Source organism: Allocoleopsis franciscana PCC 7113, from assembly GCF_000317515.1.
GTDB lineage: Bacteria > Cyanobacteriota > Cyanobacteriia > Cyanobacteriales > Coleofasciculaceae > Allocoleopsis > Allocoleopsis franciscana.
Genome location: NC_019738.1, coordinates 4,960,188 through 4,980,835, shown reverse-complemented (window position 1 = coordinate 4,980,835; position 20,648 = coordinate 4,960,188). Strand labels below are relative to the sequence as shown.

The window sequence follows — 20,648 nt, the reverse complement described above, 5'->3', positions numbered from 1 at the left end:
ATGGCTCTCCAGTTTGCCAGTTATTCGCTGACTCAGTAACTAACCACCATGCCCTCCGATTCCCCAGGCCGCTACCAAAGTCGATTTTTCAATTTTCTTAACCGACAATCGGTTCGCTTGAGCAGTCGAGTTGATCGCGCGGTACGTCAGATTAAAGTCGCAGCAACCTGGGGAGTGCAAATTCTGCTTTATCCGGCATACCTGTTGACCCAAGTTAGTCTATCAGCAGGTCGTCAACTCTCGTCGGAGGCAGAAGCGGGATGGCCTAAATTAAAGGAAATTACCCATAAAGAACCAGAACACCAGGAGACACCACCCGAAGCGGATACCCCTATTCAACGAGTGCTCCGTGAAGTCACAACCCTGCCCTTTCCAGAAATATCTGGCTCAGTGGTGTTACAACCCGATTTGTGGCTAGAGGACAATAGTCAGGTGTCAGATGGGCAAACGGTTGACAACGGACAACTAACGACTCCCTCTCGGTTGGAGTTTGCGCCGCCGCAGACTGGGAGTGAGCAGACGATTGCCCAAACGCGAACCAATGAAGTCCGTCATGAGATTCAGGGGGTAGCGAGTCTTTTGGAAACACGTTCCTTGGTACTCGTTACCATCGAAAATCAAATTCTGGATATTTTGACACCCCAGCAGCAGCAGAAACTCGCCTCTAAGATGAGCTGGGAAGTGGCTAATTTATGGCGTCAACGGCGTTTAGTCCAAGCATCTAAGCTCAAAAATGCAGCACCTCGGCTTTCTAGCTTGGATCAGCCGCGTGTTTTGTTGCCAGTGAGGCTGTTTTGGAAGGTAATGGCATGGGTGCAAACCAGTCCAGTGGCGATCGCAGCCAATCTTTTCCAAGAATCTACCTTGATTGGCGAGGATACTCTCGATTCCAGCCAAATTTTACCCACTCGCCTAGCGCGAAAACCCAGGCGTCAACTGCCAGGGTTGAATAACCCAGCGATCGCAAACCAGCGAGTACCCCCAAAAGCCTTAGCTTCCTTAGATCGCACGATCGCAGAACTGGAATCTCACCAGCTTGTACCCGGCACGGAAGGTTTAGTCCAACTCCGAGATTCCTTACAAGATCGCTGGAATTCCTCCTTGGCTAACGTTTCTGAGAGTATCCTCACGCTTCGCGATCGCTCTCAAAAACTCAGCAAACAGGAACAACCACAATCCATCACCCCTGAAGACGAAACCTCAGCAACCGAGACATCTCAAACACATTCATTTCAGATTCAAGCGTTAATTTACGCAGCGATCGAATACTTTTTTGGCAGACGTGGCTCTGATTTATCGGGGACGGATGCTCAGGAGCGAACACGACTTTCGGGGAACCCGCAACGCGAATCCCGTCCACTCTCTGGGCGTAATTCTCCCTCCTTATCTCCAGCGCAGCGTCGTGCCAATTCGGAGTTCCCTGATACTGATGAATCCGATCCCTGGTTATCTTGGGGTGATCTATTTGGTCAGCCAGAATCCTCTGACTCCATATCACAGAATACCAATATTAGTCAAGGAGTAGAGTCCCGAATCCCAAATCCCAAATCCCAAAGTCAACTACCTGAGGGGTTCAATAGTCAGATGCCCATCAAACCTAGAAATTCCGTTTGGGATAACCTCAAGCGCTTTTTGAGTCCTAAGTCAGCTCTCGGCAATCGTTCTGCACCGGGTAGGAAAAGGCCGACTGTCGAACCTGATGCTTCGGTGCCCCAGGCTGGCAAACTGACAGCCGCTCAAAAGACACCGCCTTTGGCAACTCCAACACAAGACAAAGGCAGTACTCCGACCAAACAACCTAAAACGCCCTCTTCTGTTGACGTGACTTCCCGCCGTCCCAAGGGTGTATCGCCGATTAAAGGAAAGAGTACGAGTATCACAAATCCTTCTACCCCTGCTCAAGATACTGGGATCGAACCCTCGCCGGATTGGATTGAAACCAAGGCAACTCCCACCGGATACGTCAAGCACCCCTTAGAACGACTGTTAGGGTGGTTAGACCGCTCCATGCTGTGGTTGGAAGAGTTCGCGTTGAAAGTTTGGCGGTGGTTGCGGCGGCTGGGACGCTAAGAACGGAAGCGCCTAATTTTTATAGGTTCTGGTAGGGGCACGACATGTCGTGCCTTCTCCCCAGGTCGTTGATCTCAGATCTTGCCGCAACTCACGGTTACCCCACCCCAGCCCTCTCCTCACTAAAGCTCCGGTTAGCAAGGGGAGGGAGCTAAATACCGTTGTCAGAGCTATACAACCGAGAACGGCTATCGTTTCAACTCCGTCGATAGCGCATCCCTGGTAACTGAGACGCCAATCCCATCAGTTCTAATTGCAACAGGGCGCTTGAAACCGAACCCGCCTCCAAACCGGCTTGCTGCACAATTGAATCAAAAGGAGCCGGTTCAGGTGTTAACGTTTGCAACACCTTAGCCAATTCTGGCTCCAACTGAGGGGCAGGTTGAGATAGCTCTTGGGCAAACAGAGGTAACTGCGTGGGAGAGTCAAGTTCTGGGATGGCTCCCAACATTTCCAACAAATGACCTTCATTTAAAATCACATGAGCACCTCGGCTCAACAGCCCCAAGCACCCTTTGGACTGCTCATCATCCAGTCGTCCCGGCAACACATAAACATCCCGGCAAAACTCATTCGCTTGATACGCCGTAATCAGCGCCCCGGACTTAGTAGGGGCTTCCATCACCAGAACAGCGCGACACAAACCTGCAATAATGCGATTGCGCTGGGGAAAGTGAGCGCGATTGGGCTGAGTTCCGGCGGGATATTCACTTAACACTAATCCCTGCTGCTGAATTTGTTCGTAAAGATTCCGGTTGCGTGGGGGATAAATCATATCAACACCGGTTCCCAAAATAGCCCATGTCCGTCCACCCGCCTGCAAACAGCCGCCGTGCGCTTCTGTATCAATGCCGGCTGCCATGCCAGAGACAACGGTAAAACCATGCCGAGCCAAAGCGGTACTCATTTTCCGTGTCCAGCGTTTACCGTACTCTGTCGGTTCGCGAGTGCCAACAATGCCTACCATCGGCTTGATTCCCTGATTTTCCTGGGATTGCACCTGCCCTCGATAGTACAAAACTGGGGGTGCGCTGGGAATCTCTAGCAGTAAGCGGGGATAGTCGGCATCAGCCGGTGTCCAGAACTGGGGATTTTTGGCGGTATGCTGTTCTAAGAGCTGTTCTGGATTAATTTGCGATCGCGCCGTCACCACCGTCCCAGCCAACTGATAGCCAAAACCTTCTACTTGTTGCAACTGGGTAGCATTCGCGCTCCAAGCCTCTGCCAGTGTACCAAAATGTTGTTGTAGACGCCGGAGCAACACAGGCCCCACACCTTTAACCTGTGCCCAAGCTAGCCAGTAGGTACGTTCTTCCACTTAATATCTCCCTCTTGATGCACCAGCCGCTACAGCCATCTTTTTAACTGTGCCTAAAGCCGTCTCTTCTTTCAAGCGTTCCAACTGACAAAACGGGCATAGAGATAAGCAATGGTTTCAGAAATAATAGACCGCACTCCTGCACTATATATCCACCATTGTTTTGGATTGTAACTATCTGAGTCTATGCTAATCACGCCGACTTGAATTTTGGGAGCAAGGGCTTGCTTGAACATTAGCCAACTCCTGCGGGCATGAACATCACTCGAACAAAGATTCATGGATTTTATCTTTAAATTTGACTGACTGATCCATTCACGCAGGGCAACGGCAGAAGCGGCGGTACGATTTCTGACCACATTAGGTGCTGGAACAGCAACGAGTTGATCGGGAGGGAATCCTAGTGCAATCAATGTGGCAGCCGAAACTTCGGCAGTCGTCTTATATTGGGACAGATAGTGTCCTTGTTCCAAAAGAGTTCCTGTAGTAATCAATTTTTGATATCCTCCTCGTTTAAATTCCTGCATGGCACTTTTAATGGCATAGTCTTCCATCCAGCCTTCTACAACTAAAACATCAGCCTTAATGGGAAAATTGGGAGCCAAGAAACTATGGATGTGATTGGCTACAAACAGGATTAAAGTCAGGGTAAACACCAGGATGAATAACCATCCCTGGATTGTTGGTAACCAGACTTCTTTCCGCTGGATTAAACGCATAATTAAGAACATGCAGGAATCAAGGGGCTTATCATAAATTACTCTATCGCTAAGAGTTTATTCAGCCAGTTTAAGAGCCTATCCGAAAAATTCTTTTTAGACTTTTGATTTTCCCACCATTCATTGCTCATTCCCGATCCCCATTCCCCATGATCAGCTTAGTGTAAGCCAGACTCCCAAATTCCGATGTAGAGGCGATCGCCTTTGTGCCATTCAATCACACCCTTGAGAGAATGGAGGGTAAACGAATACTGTCGTGACATTCTCTGCTGTACTTGTTGTAATCCTTGCTGGATTTCTTGATTAAGTTTGCAACCTAACATGCCATTCAATGTCATCGCTATCAGTTGAATATCTACTTCAGATGTAAAAGAGGCTTCCGTTTGACGAATCCGTTCAGAGTTTTTATCAAACAAAAATCCTAAGCTAATTTGTTCGGGGATTAATTCATAAGAAACAGCACGGGTATTAGGCCAGTAACCGCGTGATGTTTTAGTCGGGGTACCTAACATTCGCAAAACATCTTTTTTCTCAATTCCTGGCTGAAATGCGGGAATACCAACGCCATTGGGAACATTACGACATTCCCGTTCAATTAAAGTCCCTAGTGATGGCCCAGAATCCCCATTGTCTTGCGGCAAAAAACCAGCCGGATGGGCGGAGAGACGGAAATTTTGTTGAATTATTTCTAATGGGTTCAACAGGGGAGGAGGTAGCAATACAGAAGAAAGTCCGGCTATTAGGTAACTCGTGATGATTAAGATCCCCATGACAATTTTTTAATGATTTGTTTTGAAGTAGCGCCATCTGCGATCGGGATTGTTCGCCGAGGGTGTCTCCTCGAATTTAGGAGTAGACACACGTAATGTTTTTATAAACAGGCGGAAACTGCCTATGTTGATGGGTCACTCTATAGGGCAACCGATTGATACACGCTCAGGCTTAAGTTTTTGATTTTTAGTTTTGAAGTAAAATGTGTTTTATAGTGGCATGAGTAGGTTTAAAAATATGGAATAAGTAGATGAATTTACCCTGTTCCGTGGAAAAAACTTGACGAAAAATACTGCTATTCTGTAACAGTAAATACCCTTGATTTGGGGATTTTTAAGCTTACCTATACTTTGCACAATAGAGCCTAAATTGAGAATTAGTTAGAGCAAATGCGGCTCACACCCAAGTACAATCCCCTTACAGATAAATCATTTTTTTTGTCATTCCACCATCAATGACAAAATTTTCTCCTGTAATAAAACTGGCTTCAGGAGAGGCTAGATAAATCATGAATGAAGCAATATCTTCTGGTTTGCCAACTCGTCCAGCAGGATGCTGTTGATGATCTTGCTCAGTCAGTTGCGGAGTCTTTCTATTGGCTTGTTTTTTCCAATCACTCACGTCTATCCAGCCTGGACTGATGCAATTCACCCGGATTTCTGGGCCTAAACTAATGGCTAAGGCGTGAGTTAAAGCGACAATTCCTCCTTTAGATGCTGAATAAGCTTCTGTGTTCGGTTCTGACATTAACGCTCTTGTCGAGGCAATATTAATAATTGTGCCTTGATTCTTTTTCAAATAAGGAACAGAATATTTAGTACACAAAAATGCCCCAGTCAGATTAATAGACAGTACACGATGCCAATTTTCTAAACTTAGTTCTGTGATTGGATTATTTTCAGGGTCAGACCGTGCCGCATTATTAACTAATACGTCTATCCCTGCAAAACTATCTACAGTTTCTCGAATTACATTTTTAACGGATTCTTCGTTAGCAACATCAGTCGGAATAAACCGGATAGATCCGAGAGGCTTGTATTCTGCCTCGGTTTCTCGTCCGGCTTGTTCATCAATTTCAGCAATAACGACAGAGAGTCCCTTTTCCAAAAAATGTTTAGCGATCGCCTTGCCAATTCCCTGCCCACCTCCCGTAACAATCGCTACTTTCCCCCGCAAACTCATGAGTCCTCCTGCTAAATTTATGAATGAGCAGTACGCTTTTCTTGGAGATAGGCAAAAACCGACTTGTCGCCAATATCACCGGGAATGGGTTGTACCAGCTTCCGCAGTGCAAACACCATAAACAAAACCGCCCAAATAGCTAAGAAACTTTGTTCCCAAGCGGTTGGCAGGACACCCGCTAGATGTCCTAATAAAAGGATGGGCACTAGGGGGGTGAGAAACTTAGTTTCAAAACGGTTGAAACAAAATGCTTCCTTAAAATAGATTCCTGTTAATGCCGCAAAGGTAAAACCAACGCCGAAGATGGCTATGGGATGGTTGTAAACAAATAAGGCAAACGGTTCACGCGCCGAGAATGCTATCACCATTGACGCAATGCCACCAATCGCCCAAAAAATTTGTAAGAGTCGGTGCAAGGGTACTAGGTAAATATGAATGGTGACCAAACTCACCCCTAAGGCTAACCAAAACAGGGCATAACAGACCATCACCCCAGTCAAAACACTCGGAGTGTCACCCCAAGCCAAAATGAGTCCACTCCCTAGAGCGAAACTCAACGCGGCGGCGAGCAAACTGCTACGGTAGACGATAACACCCGTGCGATCGCCTTGATTAATCGTAAATTCCCCGAATTGACCCTGATAAACCTCTGGTTCCAACGACTGTTGTAACCCCATAACTTATCCTTTCGCCTCAATACGGAACGCCTTTGGAGTAGCTATATCGACAAAACCTGAACATTGTCCCGGTTTTAACATCGATTTTGCTATTTCTTCAACTTTAACCTTTCATTTCTAGGCTCACCACTACTTCTACGGGTGAACCTACATCCATTTTTAACGCTTGCTGAGCACTGCCGCCGTTAACGGCAATTTCTACCCAACCGTGACTGCCTATCAGAGTAACAACTTCTCCAACCGGGCGAGCACTATAAGTTTGGCTACTTTCGATGTGGCGATCGCCCAGTGTTGGTGTAGAAGCATCACTCACGACAACAACCCAGGTTTTTCCCTGAACCTCCGCCGCCGGAATATTGGTGATCAGGTTGCCGAAGTGGTCTATATATTGAATGCAACCTACGATACCAGAACTTGTTGGGATGCGATCGCCAATCGCGAGTGCTGTGATTGTTTTGGGGTCAAAGCTTTCCCCCAATTGTTCGATGGGGACACCACTGGCGAGATGAGCACCCACAGGTGCAAAGATATCTCGACCATGAAATGTAGTACTCGGTGTCGGTGTCCGCCAGTAGTTGGGATTGGTGAGTTCAACAGCGGCTAAAACTCTCGATTGAGCCAAAATTCCACTAAACAATCCATTATCCGGCCCAACCAAGAAACCCTGCTCGATTTGGAGCGCAATCCCTCGGCGTTGACTCCCCACCCCCGGATCGACCACAGCAATATGTACTGTGCCAACTGGAAAGTAGGAATAGGCATTCATCAGGTTAAATCTGCCTGCTGCAATATTTTGCGGTGGAATTTGATGGGTCAAATCTACAACAGCCAAATGTGAATTTATTCCAGTAATGACGCCTTTCATGACACCCACATACACATCCTTTAAGCCAAAGTCGCTTAAAAGAGTAATCAGCCGATTTTTATTCATCTGAAAGGGGTTAAACTAGGGTTAATTTTCTTTATTATTCAATAATTAAAAAGAGTATGCCATCTAGACATACTCTCTATTTTATTTGAAATTTTGACCTTACAGAAGAGGCTCCGTTCAGCTCACCAATAGTTTGCAAAGTTGATTCAAATTCTCATTTTCCTTGGCAATGATTTCTTCTGCCAGTTTTTCTAAATTTTTGAGATTTTGTGGCTCTGTGCTATCCATATCATCTAAACCTTTGCCAGCATCTAACATGGCTTGGAAGCGATAGTACTGAGGCGGTCTATCCTGCGCTTTCGGCAGGAGTTGTTCTAGTTGTACAGCTACCGATTCACTAGAACCGTCAAGCGTAATGTTAAGAAGCGGTTGTACCCATCCCACTAATCCCCAATTCGCGGCCTTATCGTATTCGTATCTACGAGTCAGTGAACCAGTGCCCAACGATACTACTAGTATGTCCTCTAACTGGAGTGGGTTGGAAGTTTTTTTAGAATCAATGATGGCTTCCATCAGTGCTAGGGATGTAGGATTATTGGCAAAAACTCCACCATCTACTAAGGCATAAAAACCTTTTCCTTGAGTTTCGTGATCAGGCTTGCCATCGGTGGCAGACTTAACCTCAACCTTATGAGGTTTAAAATAAGTCGGAGCCGCTGAAGTCGCCATTGCAGCTTGGTGCATGGTGAATCCCTTAGAAATCTTTCGATAATATCGACTCTCTCTTTCTTCTTTATTTGTTTGGCTTGTAAAAAAAACAGGTGTCCGTAGCTGAATATCGTAGCTGGTGACCAAAACTTCTGTGAGTGCATCTTGGAGGGCAGTGTTGCCAAAATATTCTTTTAAGACTTTGTCTCTGCCTGCTGAAGAATACTTGGGTCTACTGATGTCATCTAATTTCATTATTTTCTCAATAAATGGCTCATAAAAGATTTCTCCTCCACGTTGCCGATATATGTTAATTAGGTTTTCTGCTGTGTATTTGGGTTCTTTAGTATTCGGTTTTGGCATCGCCAAACCTGCTGCTAAGATTCCTCCCGTTGAGGTACCAGCAATCAAATTAAATAAGCTAGCAATCCTTTTCCCCGTCCGCCTCTCGATCTCGGCGAGAATCTTGGCTGGGACAATTCCCCGAATGCCACCGCCATCAATTGATAAAATTTTGAACTTAAACGTCATCTCTCTACCTTAGGATTGATTTTTTTACTTTTTGCAGTTTAACTTTTCCGGATCTATCTAGGAGATTTGTGAATTTTTATATCTTTAATTTTTGTATATAATTTTGTTAAAGTTTATACATTTTTAGGTTAATTTCAAAAAAAAATGTCAGCAATTTTCAGAATTGACCCTCTTGAAACGAAGTCAAAATGATTTTAGCCGACCAGAGTTTAATGTTAGCTAATGGCATAATTCAACAACTAGCAGCATCCGGGCTTATATGATGGCGTGTTTTTGCCCAGATGCACTTGCTGATTGATAGATTGCCCCAAATTGTTGCCCATCAGAAACTGCCATCCCCATGAAGTCTAGCCGTCTAGATGCACCTGTCACTTTAAATTGGATTGGATGGCGACGTTTTGTTAGACCTCTTCATCTAAATGAAGAAGAAAAAATTATTTTTGAAACAGCAATCTCCTTCTACCAAACTTTCCATGGAGCTTTTCCACTATTCCATAATTCATTCAGGTAATTTTTGTCTCGTAGAGTATCCATGGGTTGCCAAAAACCAAAATGTTTATAGGCTGAGAGTTGATCATCTACAGCCAGTTTCTCTAAAGGGTCTTTTTCCCAAACGGTAGAGTCATTAGCTATCAAGTTAATCACCTCTGGCTCTAACACAAAAAAACCACCATTAATCCAAGCTCCGTTCAGGTCTTCTTTCTCTCTAAAGCTACTAACTTTTTCTTGGTCTTTAAACGATATAGCCCCAAAACGTCCGGCAGGTTGGGTTGCGGTTAGCGTAGCTAAAGTTTTTTGCGTTTTATGAAACTCTAGCAATTCTTTAATATTGACATCTCCAATACCGTCTCCATAGGTGAAACAGAAGGTTTCATTACCAATATGTTCTCGAACCCGCTTCAGTCGGCCTCCTGTCATCGTATTGTCACCAGTATCTACTAGCGTCACTCGCCAAGGTTCGGCATAACCACAATGAACGTTCATTTGATTAAATCTCATGTCGAACGTAACATCGGACATGTGTAAGAAATAGTTAGCAAAATATTCCTTAATAACATATCCTTTGTACCCGCAGCAGATGATAAAATCATTGATGCCATAGGCTGAGTAGATTTTCATGACGTGCCAGAGAATTGGCTTTCCACCAATTTCAACCATAGGCTTTGGCTTGACCGAAGTTTCTTCACTAATGCGAGTCCCAAGCCCCCCAGCAAGGATCACAGCTTTCATTTAATTACCTCGTAATTCTCAAGTAGATTGATTGACACTGAAATTGAATAGGGAAAAACGGATGCTTATTTTCTAGCTCTAGAATAGACTTTTAGTCAAATAAGAAGCAAGAGCTGAGGTTTGCGATCGCGCAATGGGTTATTGATGACTAGAAATCTTACAAACCTCAATGGTTTGACTCAGCCATAGGATGTATCATCCTTTTTCTAGAGTTAGGTCAACCATTTCGTGATTAATACAACCAGACTTCCGGAGTGTGATGAAGTTCTAATGCGTTAACCTACATCAGGTAGAGATAGCTTCAGGAAATAGTTTCAAGCTCTTTGGATAGCCCGTCGCTCATTACAACTAAAACACTTGGAGAACTAACTATCTCACAATTTTTGGGATTTCATCTGGGAACGTGGGTGTATAATAATAGACTGCTATTTTCTGGTGCGCTCACGCGGACTCCGGGTTAAATAGGTGCATAAATTCAGGATGGGGGCGATCGCCTTACCAATTTTCTGTTCAGATCCCTTCATGGAACTTAGCGCCTATCTTATCCCATCGGCTCCTCAATCGCTAAAAGCGCTCCCCTCAGGAACAAAGAAAACCCAGGCAACAAGGAGTCATCCCTAACAACCGTACTCGTGAGGGCACTCCGTTCGGTTATCACCCTTAAGTATTCGCTAATTTCTGTATCAAGCAATACGTTTTGCCTATTCATTCGGCTGCGGTTCATGTTATTTTTGAGGAAGGAAGATAATACATGATTTGAACATAGAGGATTGTTTACAGTGAACAGAAATCGGAATCACGAAGCTCAAAAAGCTGCTGCCGCTCATCGTGCTACTCTCCAAAAACTGTTAGAACATCGCTTAGAAGTCGCTAGAGCCAAAGGCGACGAGGCTTTGATTCGTCAGCTAGAGCAAGAAGCAAGCTATCTAAACTTGGACTAACATGCTTGAATAGCTCCCATGGGGGATGGGGATCTGAAATATTTGCACTTCCTACTATGTCAGGAAAGTATAACAGGGATATCAGCCGACAATGGTGATATCCCTGTTTAAGTTTGCTTAGTCATTCATCATGAAAGATAAGTTGACCCCACCTTGGCTCCAAAGATTGAGGTATAGCCTGACGATACAGATGTGAGGGGATATCGATGCTTGGATCACACTGAGGGTGACGCATTCCATCATCTGTGTAAACAAGCTAGAGAAACTTACCGACAGCAAAATCGTCTTTTGGGAGATAGCTATACTAGTGGTTGCAACATTCCTAATCTGACTGAGCACCCTCATTCGCTTCTAAGGAAATGTCGATAAGAGACCTACTTGCTAATGCGTGGCAGGCTTGGAACATCCATAGTGGCTGGATAGCCTGGAATTTGTTTCTTGCGTTTATTCCTTTAGCTTTGAGCTTTTGGCTATTCCGCAGGACGTCACAGTCACGATCGCTGTTATGGTGGATGGGGTTTTTGGCTTTTACTGCCTTTTTACCCAATGCGCCCTATCTGTTAACGGACATCATTCACCTGATTAATGCGATTCGCGACTACTATTCAGTGTGGATTATTACCCTAGTTCTAATCCCCCCTCACTTAATCGCGATTTTAGCTGGGTTTGAAGCCTACGTTGTGTCTTTAATCAACCTCGGTCATTACCTGAAGCAGCAGAGAGTTGCTCAATTCGTCGTTTGGGCTGAGTTACTCACCCATGCGCTGTCTGCTATTGGTGTTTATCTAGGAAGATTCAAGCGCTTCAACAGTTGGGATTTTCTCACTCAACCGGATGATTTGGCAAGGAGTGTAATTAATGATTTAACCGCTAAACGTCCTGTGTTGGTTATTGCAGTAACCTTTTTAGTCCTTACGGTATTGTACTGGGTGATGAAGCAGGTGACGCTGGGATTAGTGTTGAGAATGCGCCAAAGTCGCTTTGATAGAAAAAGCCGGGGTAAAGACAGCTCAACTGAGGTATGAAGGATAAAGTATGAAGTATTGAACCTGGTGAACCGTTGACTAATCAGCGCTACATTATTGGAATAGATATTGGTACTACCAGTACGAAAGCTGTTCTGTTTACAGCTCAAGGCGATACGGTCTGTCGGTATGCCGTGGGGTATCCTTTGTATGCACCAACACCCAGTGCAGCCGAACAAGACCCCGAAGAAATTTTCTCTGCCGTAATCACAACCGTGAAAAAAGTGATGACGGTCAGTCAGATTGAGCCAACTCAATTAATGGGTTTGTCTTTTAGCGCCGCTATGCATAGTTTAATAGCGGTTGATGCCCAAGACAAGCTACTTTCTGGGAGCATCACTTGGGCGGATAATCGCAGTGCTCGATGGGCAGAAAAAATTAAGCGAGAGCAGCACGGGCATGAAATTTATCTGAGGACGGGAACGCCAATTCATCCCATGTCCCCGTTTGTCAAATTAATTTGGCTACGAAACGAACATCCAGAAATTTTTGAGCAGGCGCGTCAGTTTATTTCAATTAAGGAATACGTTTTTTATCGATTTTTTCAACAATATCTCGTTGATTACTCGATCGCCTCGGCAACAGGCTTACTCAATTTAAAAGCCCTCGACTGGGATCAAGAAGCCCTGGAAATGGCTGGGATCACGACAGCACAGTTATCCCAATTGGTGCCCACAACGCACATTGTCCAACCCATGCAAGCCTCCTTGGCTCAATCAATGGGGATTTTAGCCGATACACCGACCGTGATCGGTGCCAATGATGGGGTGTTGTCGAATCTGGGGGTAGGAGCAATTCAACCTGGAATGATTGCTGTCACGGTGGGTACGAGTGGGGCGGTGCGAGCGATGGTGGATCGCCCCATCACAGACCCTCAACAGCGCTTATTCTGCTATGCCCTGAGCGAAAACCACTGGGTGGTTGGGGGAGCGGTGAACAATGGCGGGATTGCCTTGCGTTGGGTGCGTGACCAACTCACGGATACAGAAGTTCGGGCGGCTCAACGCTTAGGGAAAGACCCTTATGATTTGATCACCATGCTGGCTGAAACAGTTCCTCCCGGTTCGGCGGGACTAATTTTCCATCCTTACCTGATGGGGGAGCGATCGCCCATTTGGGATGCGAATGCCAGAGGCTCCTTTTTTGGTCTAAGTGTAAACCATACTAAAGCTCATTTGGTACGAGCGGTCTTAGAAGGCATTATCTTTAATTTGTGCTTGGTTTTGCAAGCCTTGGAAGAGTTCACGGGTAAAGCCGAACGCATTCAAGCCACCGGCGGCTTTGCGCGATCGCCTGTGTGGCGGCAAATGATGGCAGATATCTTGGATCAAGAGGTAACTGTACCTGAACAGTATGAAAGTTCTTGCCTGGGCGCGGCGGTTTTAGGACTTTATGCCCTCAAAGAAATCTCTTCGCTCAATCTCGTTTCTCAAATGGTCGGTGAAACGTATCGGCATCAACCGATTGCTGCTCACGTCGCCACCTACAAAAAGATTCTCCCCATCTATGCTCGTCTTCTCAAAACCTTTCAAAACGAGTATGAAAGTCTGGCTAAACTTCAAGAGGAACTCACTCTTCCTACTTCTACAGATCGATAGCCGTGCTATGTAATTTGTGAAACCAGCTTTTGTTTCACGATCAGATGGCTAGGTTTATGGGAATCTCCACAATCAACTCCGTTCCTTGCCCTGGAAGTGAAATACAACGGATTTGACCTTGATGTTTTTCCACAATAATTTGATGGCTGATGGCTAGCCCCAATCCCGTACCACTTCCTACAGACTTCGTCGTAAAGAATGGGTCAAATATTTGCTGACAAACTTCTTCACACATCCCAATTCCATTGTCGGCAATTTGAATGATGGCATATTGAGGATTAGGGCTAGGGATTGGGGGATTAGGCGTTTGTCCCTGTTCATTTTGGATTTTTATTTTTGAATTTTGACCTAACGCCGTGCTGATGGTAATCACCCGTGGTTGAGGTTGAGATTCCAAAGCGTCAATGGCATTATTGATCAGGTTCATAAACACCTGATTCAACTGGCTAGCATAACAGTAGACCCGTGGCAGTTGACCATAATCTTTCATCACCTTAATTTCTGGTCTATTGCCCTCTGCTCTTAGTCGGTGCTGCAAAATCAATAGAGTGTTGTCAATATTTTCATGAATATCTACAGGCTTTAGCTCAGATTCATCCAGTCGGGAGAAGCTTTTTAGAGATAGAACCGTTTGCTCGATGCGTTCAGCTCCTATCTGCATTGAATGTATCACTTTTGACCAATCTTCTAGTAGAAACTCTAAGTCAATTTCTTCAATGAAATGCTGAATTTCTGGCGTAGGCTTAGGATAAGCCTGCTGGTAAAGTTCAATGAGTTGGGTCAAGCCTTGAAAGTATTCCTTCGCAGGAGTAAGATTCCCGTAAATAAAGCTAACTGGGTTGTTAATTTCATGAGCAATACCTGCTACCATTCGCCCCAAAGAAGACATCTTTTCGGTTTGAATGAGTTGGGTTTGAGTGCGTTTCAATTCGCCTAGGGTCTGTTCTAGTGCTTGAGCTTTTTCCTTTTCTCTCGCTTTGGCTTGTTGTAGTTCTTCTTCCCGTTTTTTGTGTTCGGTGATGTCAGTCTGAACGCCAATAAAGTGTGTTAAGTGTCCTGCCTCATCTCGGACGGGATTTAGGCAGAATTCATTCCAAAATAGCGTGCCATCTTTACGATAATTCCGCAGGACAACTTGAGTTCCTTGACCTTTAGCTATGGCACGATGTAGTTCATCGAGTGCCGGTTGCTTGGTATCGGTGCCTTGCAAGAATCGGCAGTTTTTGCCCAAAATATCTTCTCGTTTGTAGCCTGTGATGCGCTCAAATCCTGAATTGGCGTAAATCACAGGGTTCCCTGCCTGGTGGGGGTCACTAATCAGGATGCCGTTGCTAGAGGCTGCAATCGCACGTTCCAACAGTCGTAATTGTTCTTCCGTTTTCCGCCGCACCTCTATTTCTGCACAAAGGTGTGCATTTTGCGCCTGAAGTTGCTTTGTTAAAAAACGCAGATGGAGGTGAGTCTTAACACGGGCTAAAACCTCTGCCAATTGAATTGGCTTACTGATGTAATCCACTGCCCCTAGCGCCAACCCTTGAACTTTATGCTCTGGATGAGAAGCATCAGCAATAGCCGTCATGAAAATCACTGGAATATCTTTCGTCTTGTCCCATTCTTTCAGACGACGACAGGTTTCAAATCCGTCCATTTCTGGCATGACCACATCTAACAGGATGAGATCCGGTGAAGTGATTTCCAGAATTTTCAACGCTTTCCAGCCACTTTTTGCTCCTCGAACTTTAAATCCAGACTCTCTCAAAAAATCGGAGATAAGCTTAAGATTTGCATTGGTATCGTCTACGAGAAGAATTTCCCCTGTTTTGACGCTATCGTTGAGCTGTAAATCAGGAATGGGTAAATTTTGTTTGGGAATTAGATTGGATTGAAATTCTTGATCTAATGGCATATTAGTTTTTGCCAATTTTAAAATCTTTTGTCTATTGTGAGTCTTGGGATAAATAGCGGTCAATCAACTTTGCAATTTCTTCATATTCAAAAGCTTGGGCAAGTTTTAGTACCCTGATGACGAAAGAAATATACTCCGAGCTTAAGTCCTGCAATCGCATACACTCTTGTTCAACACCTTCAATATCTCCGCTCTGCGCTGCTTCATAAAGATTCATAAGTTCCTCATGGGCTGGAATCACCATTTCTGGGGAGTTAGTGCTTGCTTGTTCCCAACGCCTTTCTTGATAAATCCATGACACGTTTAAGTAGTCCTTCATTTTAGTTAGTAATTCTTCAGCTTGGACAGGCTTGGTAAGAAAATCATTGCAGCCCGATTCAAGGCTTTTTTGTCGGTCTAGTGCAAAAGCATTAGCAGAAATGGCGATAACCACTGTATCTTTCAATTGAGTAAATAGGCGCAATTGTCGCGTCATTTCAAAACCATCCATCATGGGCATGACTAAGTCAACCAAAATCAAATCTGGTTGGAACTCAAGGGCTTTTTCTAACCCTTCTTGTCCATTTGCTGCCTCTAAAACTTCAAACCCAATAGGCTCTAACATATTGATGAGAACAGCACAATTCTCCCAACGGTCATCGACCACTAAAATTTTCTTTTTCAAGCCAGAGTAGCCAATGATGCTTTCGGTGGATTTAACCCTCATTGGTAGTGTCGGAGTTAAGATTTCTGGTAGGGATAAATCAAAGCAAAATCTGCTCCCCACCCCAAGCGTACTCTCAACCCAGATTTTGCTTTCCATCATTTCAACGATTTTCTGGCTAATGGCTAGCCCTAATCCAGTTCCTTCAGAGCGACGTGACTTATCCCCTACTTGCTCGAAAGGCAAGAATATCTTTTCTAATTGATCTGGAGGTATTCCGATGCCAGTATCTTCAACTTGGAAGCGAATTTTGGTGATTGGGGATGGCTGATGGGTGATGGGTGATTGCTCTTGTCTGTCATTATCAATTCGCCCAACCTTGAATGTAACGCTGCCCCTGTCAGTAAATTTGACGGCATTACTTAAAAGGTTCATTAAGACTTGGCGCAGTCGCTTGTTATCAGCTTGAATTCCTGTAGGGAGTGAGTTGAGAGGAAGATAAGTAAAATGAATGTCTTTTTGTATCGATTTGAGCTTGAAAATTTCCGACATTTCTGCCAGAAAAGTAGGAAGATGAATATCTTCTGGGTAGAGTTCGAGCCTCTCAGCTTCAATTTTGGAAAGGTCTAAAATATCGTTAATGAGCGTGAGCAGGTGTGTTCCACATTGGTAAATAATGTCAACACCCTCCTTCTGCTTGGGAGTGCAGTTTTTATCCCCTTGCAGAATTTGCGCGTAACCCATAATGCCGTTGAGGGGAGTGCGGAGTTCGTGGCTCATATTGGCGAGGAAAGTACTTTTGGCACGGTTGGCAGCATCGGCAGCATAGGCAGCTTGTTGCAAGGCGACTGATTGCTGTCGAGTCTCTGCGAGTAATTGAGCCTGTTGCAAAGCAATGCCTAACTGAATGCCAATCTGAACCACAGTATTGATTTCTGACGCGCTCCAGGGGCGGGAACTAGTATTGTGATAAGACGCCAATAATCCCCAAAGTTTCTTGCCACAGAAGATTGGAACAATGAGGTAAGCTCTGGCTTGAAATCGTTCTAAAAGTTTGATATGACAAGGGGATAATCCAGTGTTGTAGATGTCTTCGCTCGCTAGATAGCTGTCACTTTGGCTATAGATACCGCCTTGAGTGGCTTGCAGATAGGTATCTTGTATGGGTTCATTGATAACACCCCAGGCTCTGACGGCACAGTTTTCACTTTCGAGAATATCATCGGTGAGATGAGGGATATTGCTCTGTGCCAGGAGTAGGGTTTTCCAGCCACTTGCCACGGACTCAGCAACAAATCTGCCACTCCAGTCGGGATTAAACTGATAAATGACTACGCGATCGCACTTCATAACTCGCCGTAGTTCCTCAGTTGTAGTACTGAAGATGGTGTTAATATCCAAGGATTGGCGCATTCGTTGCAGTACTTGAGCGATCGCCCGTTCTCGATTAGCACTTTCCCGCAAGGCGTCCTCGGCTTGCTTCTTGTCGGTAATATCAAATACCGCACCATACCAAACAATATCTCCGTTGCTTCGGCGTTCTGGTTTAGAGGTGGCTTGCAACCATTTGAGTTTTCCAGAGGGCGTGATAATACGCCATTCATGGTGGAATAATTCTAAGGTTTGGGCGCTGATTTCGACCGCGACGGAATAGCTTGCTCGGTCATCGGGATGGATATGATCGAATAATAACGTCGCGTTTTCTAGGACTTGTTCTGGCTCTAACTCGTGAATGTCCCGAACGGCTGAACTTGTGTATTCCAAACTGTTTGAGCCATCGGGATGCAGCACAAACTCATAAATAGATCCCGGTACATTGTTGGTTAATTTTTGCAGCCTTGCTTGACTATCCTGTAAGGTTTCTTCTGCTCGTTTTCTAATCGTAATGTCAGCCGCTATTCCTCCTACTAAACATTGCCCGTTAGCATCAATCAGTGGAAACTTGTAGGTCAAAAAATCGTGCAGCGTGCCATCCGCCGTAAAAGCAGACTCATTGGTTTCTAGTACTTCCCTTGTATTAATGACGTAGCGAATGTTCTCAAGATGTTCTTGAGCAATGTTCGGTGGATGAAGGGCAAAAATCGTTTCTCCAATCAGTTCAGAAGCCGCTCTCTGGCTCCAAAGTTCAACGCTACGATTGCAGTAGAGTACTTTACCATCCCCATCGCTAATCCAGGCTAAGAGGGGGCTATAATTCATAAACGCCTGGAATCGAGCTTCACTTTCGATTAGGGCTTGTTCTGCCAATTTGCGATCGCTAATATCACGCGCAACCCACACAACGGAATTATCAGGAAAGGGTGAAAGGCAGGCTGTAAACCAAACGTCTCGGTTATTAATGCGTATACTATAGTCAAAATTGATGCTTTGGTGAGTTGCCAAAACCTGTCGCACTTGAGCAAACCAACTCTCCTGTGTGTCCTCTTGTTGAAAAAATTCCTCGACTATCGAGTTGAGCCAGCCCGTCTCGTGTCTGGACGAGCCAAGTATTTTTGTCGGTATAATCTGTATATTTTTTTGCTCATCAATAATGAGGACAATATCAGTAATTGACTCGAAAATTGTTCGCACTTGATGTGTCGAACTATGCAGTTTTCCTTCTATCAATACGCGCTCGGCAATTTCCTGTATTAATAGTTCGTTAACATGAGAGAGTTCTGCTGTCCGTTCGGCAACTTTATCTTCTAAAGTATTTAAACACAGAATCGATTGGGTAATCCAACGAGCGGTAAGAATACCAATTGTTATCGATCCAATTAATGCAGCAATACACAACAAGCTAGTGGTGCGAGTATTGGCATAGATTTGCTTCATAAAGTCGGCTTCGGGAACGACGGTGATAATTAATCCATCCAACTCAGATTGATTCGAGACGGGGTTCACCTGTAAGAAATAGCGATTGTGGTAAAAGTCGAAATTTAAGTTTTTCTTTTGCTTAATTTGATGGAGGTTTTTCATCTGAGACAATAGAAACTTTACTGATGCCTGAGTGAGATAATTTTTACTATTTTGAGCTGACAATCTCCACTGTTGAGGATTCAAATTTTTCAGATAATCTAATTCCAATTTTGGCTGAAATGGTGTCTCTCCTGTAGAACTGGCAATCAGTAATCCTTGGCGATCAATAATGAATACCTGGCCTGTCTCTCCAATTTTCAATTGCTCTAGAAAAGTAGCAAAATGAGGTAAATAAACGGCAGCAGCCAAAACTCCCTGAAACTTGCCATCTGCATTATCAAACGGCAAAAAGTTAACCATCGTCAATATAGGATGATCGACTCCCTGTGAGAGATTAACCACTGGAAGCCAAATGGCTTGACCGGCTTTTTGTGCTGCTTGATACCAGGGACGCCCTTGAGGTGGATCGTTGTGCGGATCGTAGTCATTTCGCACTTTTGTTAGCTTAATTCGCTTGCCTTGACGATTGGCGGCATAGTAGTGAAAGGCGTAGTTCGTTGATTTATTCAGCACTCGGATAATCAAAGCATCTGTTGCCAATGCTTTTTCGACAGCGAGGAATTCTTTTTGCTCAGTGGCGATTGCCACTGTACTCACCGTGTCATAGACTTGTAGTTGCTGCGCGAAGTAGCGTTCTAAACCCGAAAAATTTTTCCAGTCCAAAACCCTGGTGCGAATGGCGTCTGCAAGGCTTTGATTCATCTGCTTAGGCACATTCAGGTAATGTTGCAGATTTTGCTCAACCCGTTCGCCCACCTCATCCATTAACTGATGTGCCAAGTCCTCCACAGCTTTCTGACCGCTTTTAAAGGAAAGATACCCCACCAACCCCACCGTCCCGACGATTTGCAGCACAAAAGGGACAATCAGGACTGTTCGCAAGGGAACCTTTCCCGCGACTCTGGCAGCTAAGCGATTGAGAGATTGCATGAGCAAGGGTGAGTCCTATTCAGTTTTGTGATTTCACCTTCTATTTCTACCTTAATGCAGATGACAAATTGAGACTAGGAGAGGCGTCTATGTCTCTGGTCAGCTCTTTCTCAGCGGTTGTGCCTGTAACTTGCATGAGCAAGCCAGAAAAAAATAGAAGCATACTTCTAATTGAACCCCGTAATCCGCAATCGAACGTTACAGAGAAATTTCTCTAAATAATCAGGAACTTGCCTCTGAGGATATGAAAGAAGTAGTCAAGGCGGCTGACTACCAACGAGTTAATTCGCTGTTCGTTGCCAAAGGTCATCAGCAGTGGGGTAGCTTCGACCCACACAAGAACACGGTGCAGCTTCACGAACAAAAATAGGCTGGGGACGAGGAATTGTTAGATTTTGCAAGCATTCATAGCCTTTGAAGCGGTGGCATTGTAATAGCTGTGGAACCTGAAAATTCCAGCCAATCTACACTTACAGCGATTTACCGCAACTCATTGTTGTGCACCTAAACCTGTAGTTACTTACTTGACGCCGCCGATAAGTAGATTTGCTTTCTCGATAGGTTGAAAGC

16 protein-coding genes are annotated in these 20,648 nt (G+C 44.8%); 5 read left to right on the top strand and 11 right to left on the bottom strand.

All coding sequences use genetic code 11. The features are described from left to right. Window positions 1–48 precede the first annotated feature (48 nt). Window positions 49–2,070, top strand: coding sequence for a hypothetical protein (locus tag MIC7113_RS20460; protein WP_015184086.1), 2,022 nt, complete (start codon window positions 49–51; stop codon window positions 2,068–2,070). A gap of 196 nt (window positions 2,071–2,266) precedes the next feature. Here MIC7113_RS20460 and dprA read toward each other — a convergent pair whose 3' ends face one another. The 9 genes from dprA to MIC7113_RS36700 form a co-directional block, all read right to left on the bottom strand. Then, complete coding sequence (gene dprA / locus MIC7113_RS20455; RefSeq protein ID WP_015184085.1) at window positions 2,267–3,388, bottom strand: DNA-processing protein DprA; 1,122 nt, start codon at window positions 3,386–3,388, stop codon at window positions 2,267–2,269. 71 nt (window positions 3,389–3,459) lie between these two features. Further along, window positions 3,460–4,107, bottom strand: a complete 648-nt coding sequence (locus MIC7113_RS20450; protein WP_155898060.1) for a YdcF family protein — start codon at window positions 4,105–4,107, stop codon at window positions 3,460–3,462. A 158-nt stretch (window positions 4,108–4,265) separates the two neighbouring features. After that, the gene (locus MIC7113_RS20445) at window positions 4,266–4,877 is read right to left on the bottom strand and encodes a hypothetical protein (protein WP_015184083.1); all 612 of its coding nucleotides are present in this window, start codon (window positions 4,875–4,877) and stop codon (window positions 4,266–4,268) included. A gap of 418 nt (window positions 4,878–5,295) precedes the next feature. Beyond that, window positions 5,296–6,060, bottom strand: coding sequence for a glucose 1-dehydrogenase (locus MIC7113_RS20440; protein ID WP_015184082.1), 765 nt, complete (start codon window positions 6,058–6,060; stop codon window positions 5,296–5,298). Window positions 6,061–6,077: 17 nt separating this feature from the next. Then, complete coding sequence (locus MIC7113_RS20435; RefSeq protein WP_015184081.1) at window positions 6,078–6,737, bottom strand: DUF2301 domain-containing membrane protein; 660 nt, start codon at window positions 6,735–6,737, stop codon at window positions 6,078–6,080. 103 nt (window positions 6,738–6,840) lie between these two features. Next, window positions 6,841–7,668: an SAM hydrolase/SAM-dependent halogenase family protein gene (locus tag MIC7113_RS20430; protein ID WP_015184080.1), complete on the bottom strand. Its 828-nt coding sequence runs from the start codon at window positions 7,666–7,668 to the stop codon at window positions 6,841–6,843. A 117-nt stretch (window positions 7,669–7,785) separates the two neighbouring features. Further along, window positions 7,786–8,847, bottom strand: coding sequence for a patatin-like phospholipase family protein (locus MIC7113_RS20425; protein ID WP_015184079.1), 1,062 nt, complete (start codon window positions 8,845–8,847; stop codon window positions 7,786–7,788). A gap of 459 nt (window positions 8,848–9,306) precedes the next feature. Then, window positions 9,307–10,077, bottom strand: coding sequence for a glucose-1-phosphate cytidylyltransferase (rfbF, locus tag MIC7113_RS20420; RefSeq protein ID WP_015184078.1), 771 nt, complete (start codon window positions 10,075–10,077; stop codon window positions 9,307–9,309). A gap of 541 nt (window positions 10,078–10,618) precedes the next feature. After that, a complete protein-coding gene (locus tag MIC7113_RS36700) occupies window positions 10,619–10,786 on the bottom strand; it encodes a hypothetical protein (protein WP_155898059.1) in 168 nt (55 codons plus the stop codon). Window positions 10,787–10,856: 70 nt separating this feature from the next. On the opposite strand from MIC7113_RS36700, the gene pirA reads away from it, so the two are divergent. From pirA to gntK, 3 genes are all read left to right on the top strand, one after another. Next, on the top strand, window positions 10,857–11,018 hold the full coding sequence (pirA, locus tag MIC7113_RS37320; protein ID WP_015184076.1) for an arginine synthesis PII-interacting regulator PirA: 162 nt from the start codon (window positions 10,857–10,859) through the stop codon (window positions 11,016–11,018). A 359-nt stretch (window positions 11,019–11,377) separates the two neighbouring features. Further along, on the top strand, window positions 11,378–12,043 hold the full coding sequence (locus MIC7113_RS20415; protein WP_015184075.1) for a DUF1361 domain-containing protein: 666 nt from the start codon (window positions 11,378–11,380) through the stop codon (window positions 12,041–12,043). Window positions 12,044–12,078: 35 nt separating this feature from the next. After that, complete coding sequence (gntK, locus tag MIC7113_RS20410) at window positions 12,079–13,641, top strand: gluconokinase (RefSeq protein ID WP_015184074.1); 1,563 nt, start codon at window positions 12,079–12,081, stop codon at window positions 13,639–13,641. 40 nt (window positions 13,642–13,681) lie between these two features. On the opposite strand, the gene MIC7113_RS20405 is transcribed toward gntK, so the two are convergent. Then, a complete protein-coding gene (locus MIC7113_RS20405; protein WP_015184073.1) occupies window positions 13,682–15,547 on the bottom strand; it encodes a response regulator in 1,866 nt (621 codons plus the stop codon). Between the two features lie 31 nt (window positions 15,548–15,578). After that, complete coding sequence (locus MIC7113_RS33630; protein ID WP_015184072.1) at window positions 15,579–20,078, bottom strand: PAS domain S-box protein; 4,500 nt, start codon at window positions 20,076–20,078, stop codon at window positions 15,579–15,581. A 244-nt stretch (window positions 20,079–20,322) separates the two neighbouring features. Between MIC7113_RS33630 and MIC7113_RS38710 the strand changes: the two genes are divergently transcribed. Then, entirely contained in the window at window positions 20,323–20,448 is a 126-nt protein-coding gene (locus MIC7113_RS38710; RefSeq protein WP_256374763.1) for a hypothetical protein, read from the top strand. Window positions 20,449–20,648 lie beyond the last annotated feature (200 nt).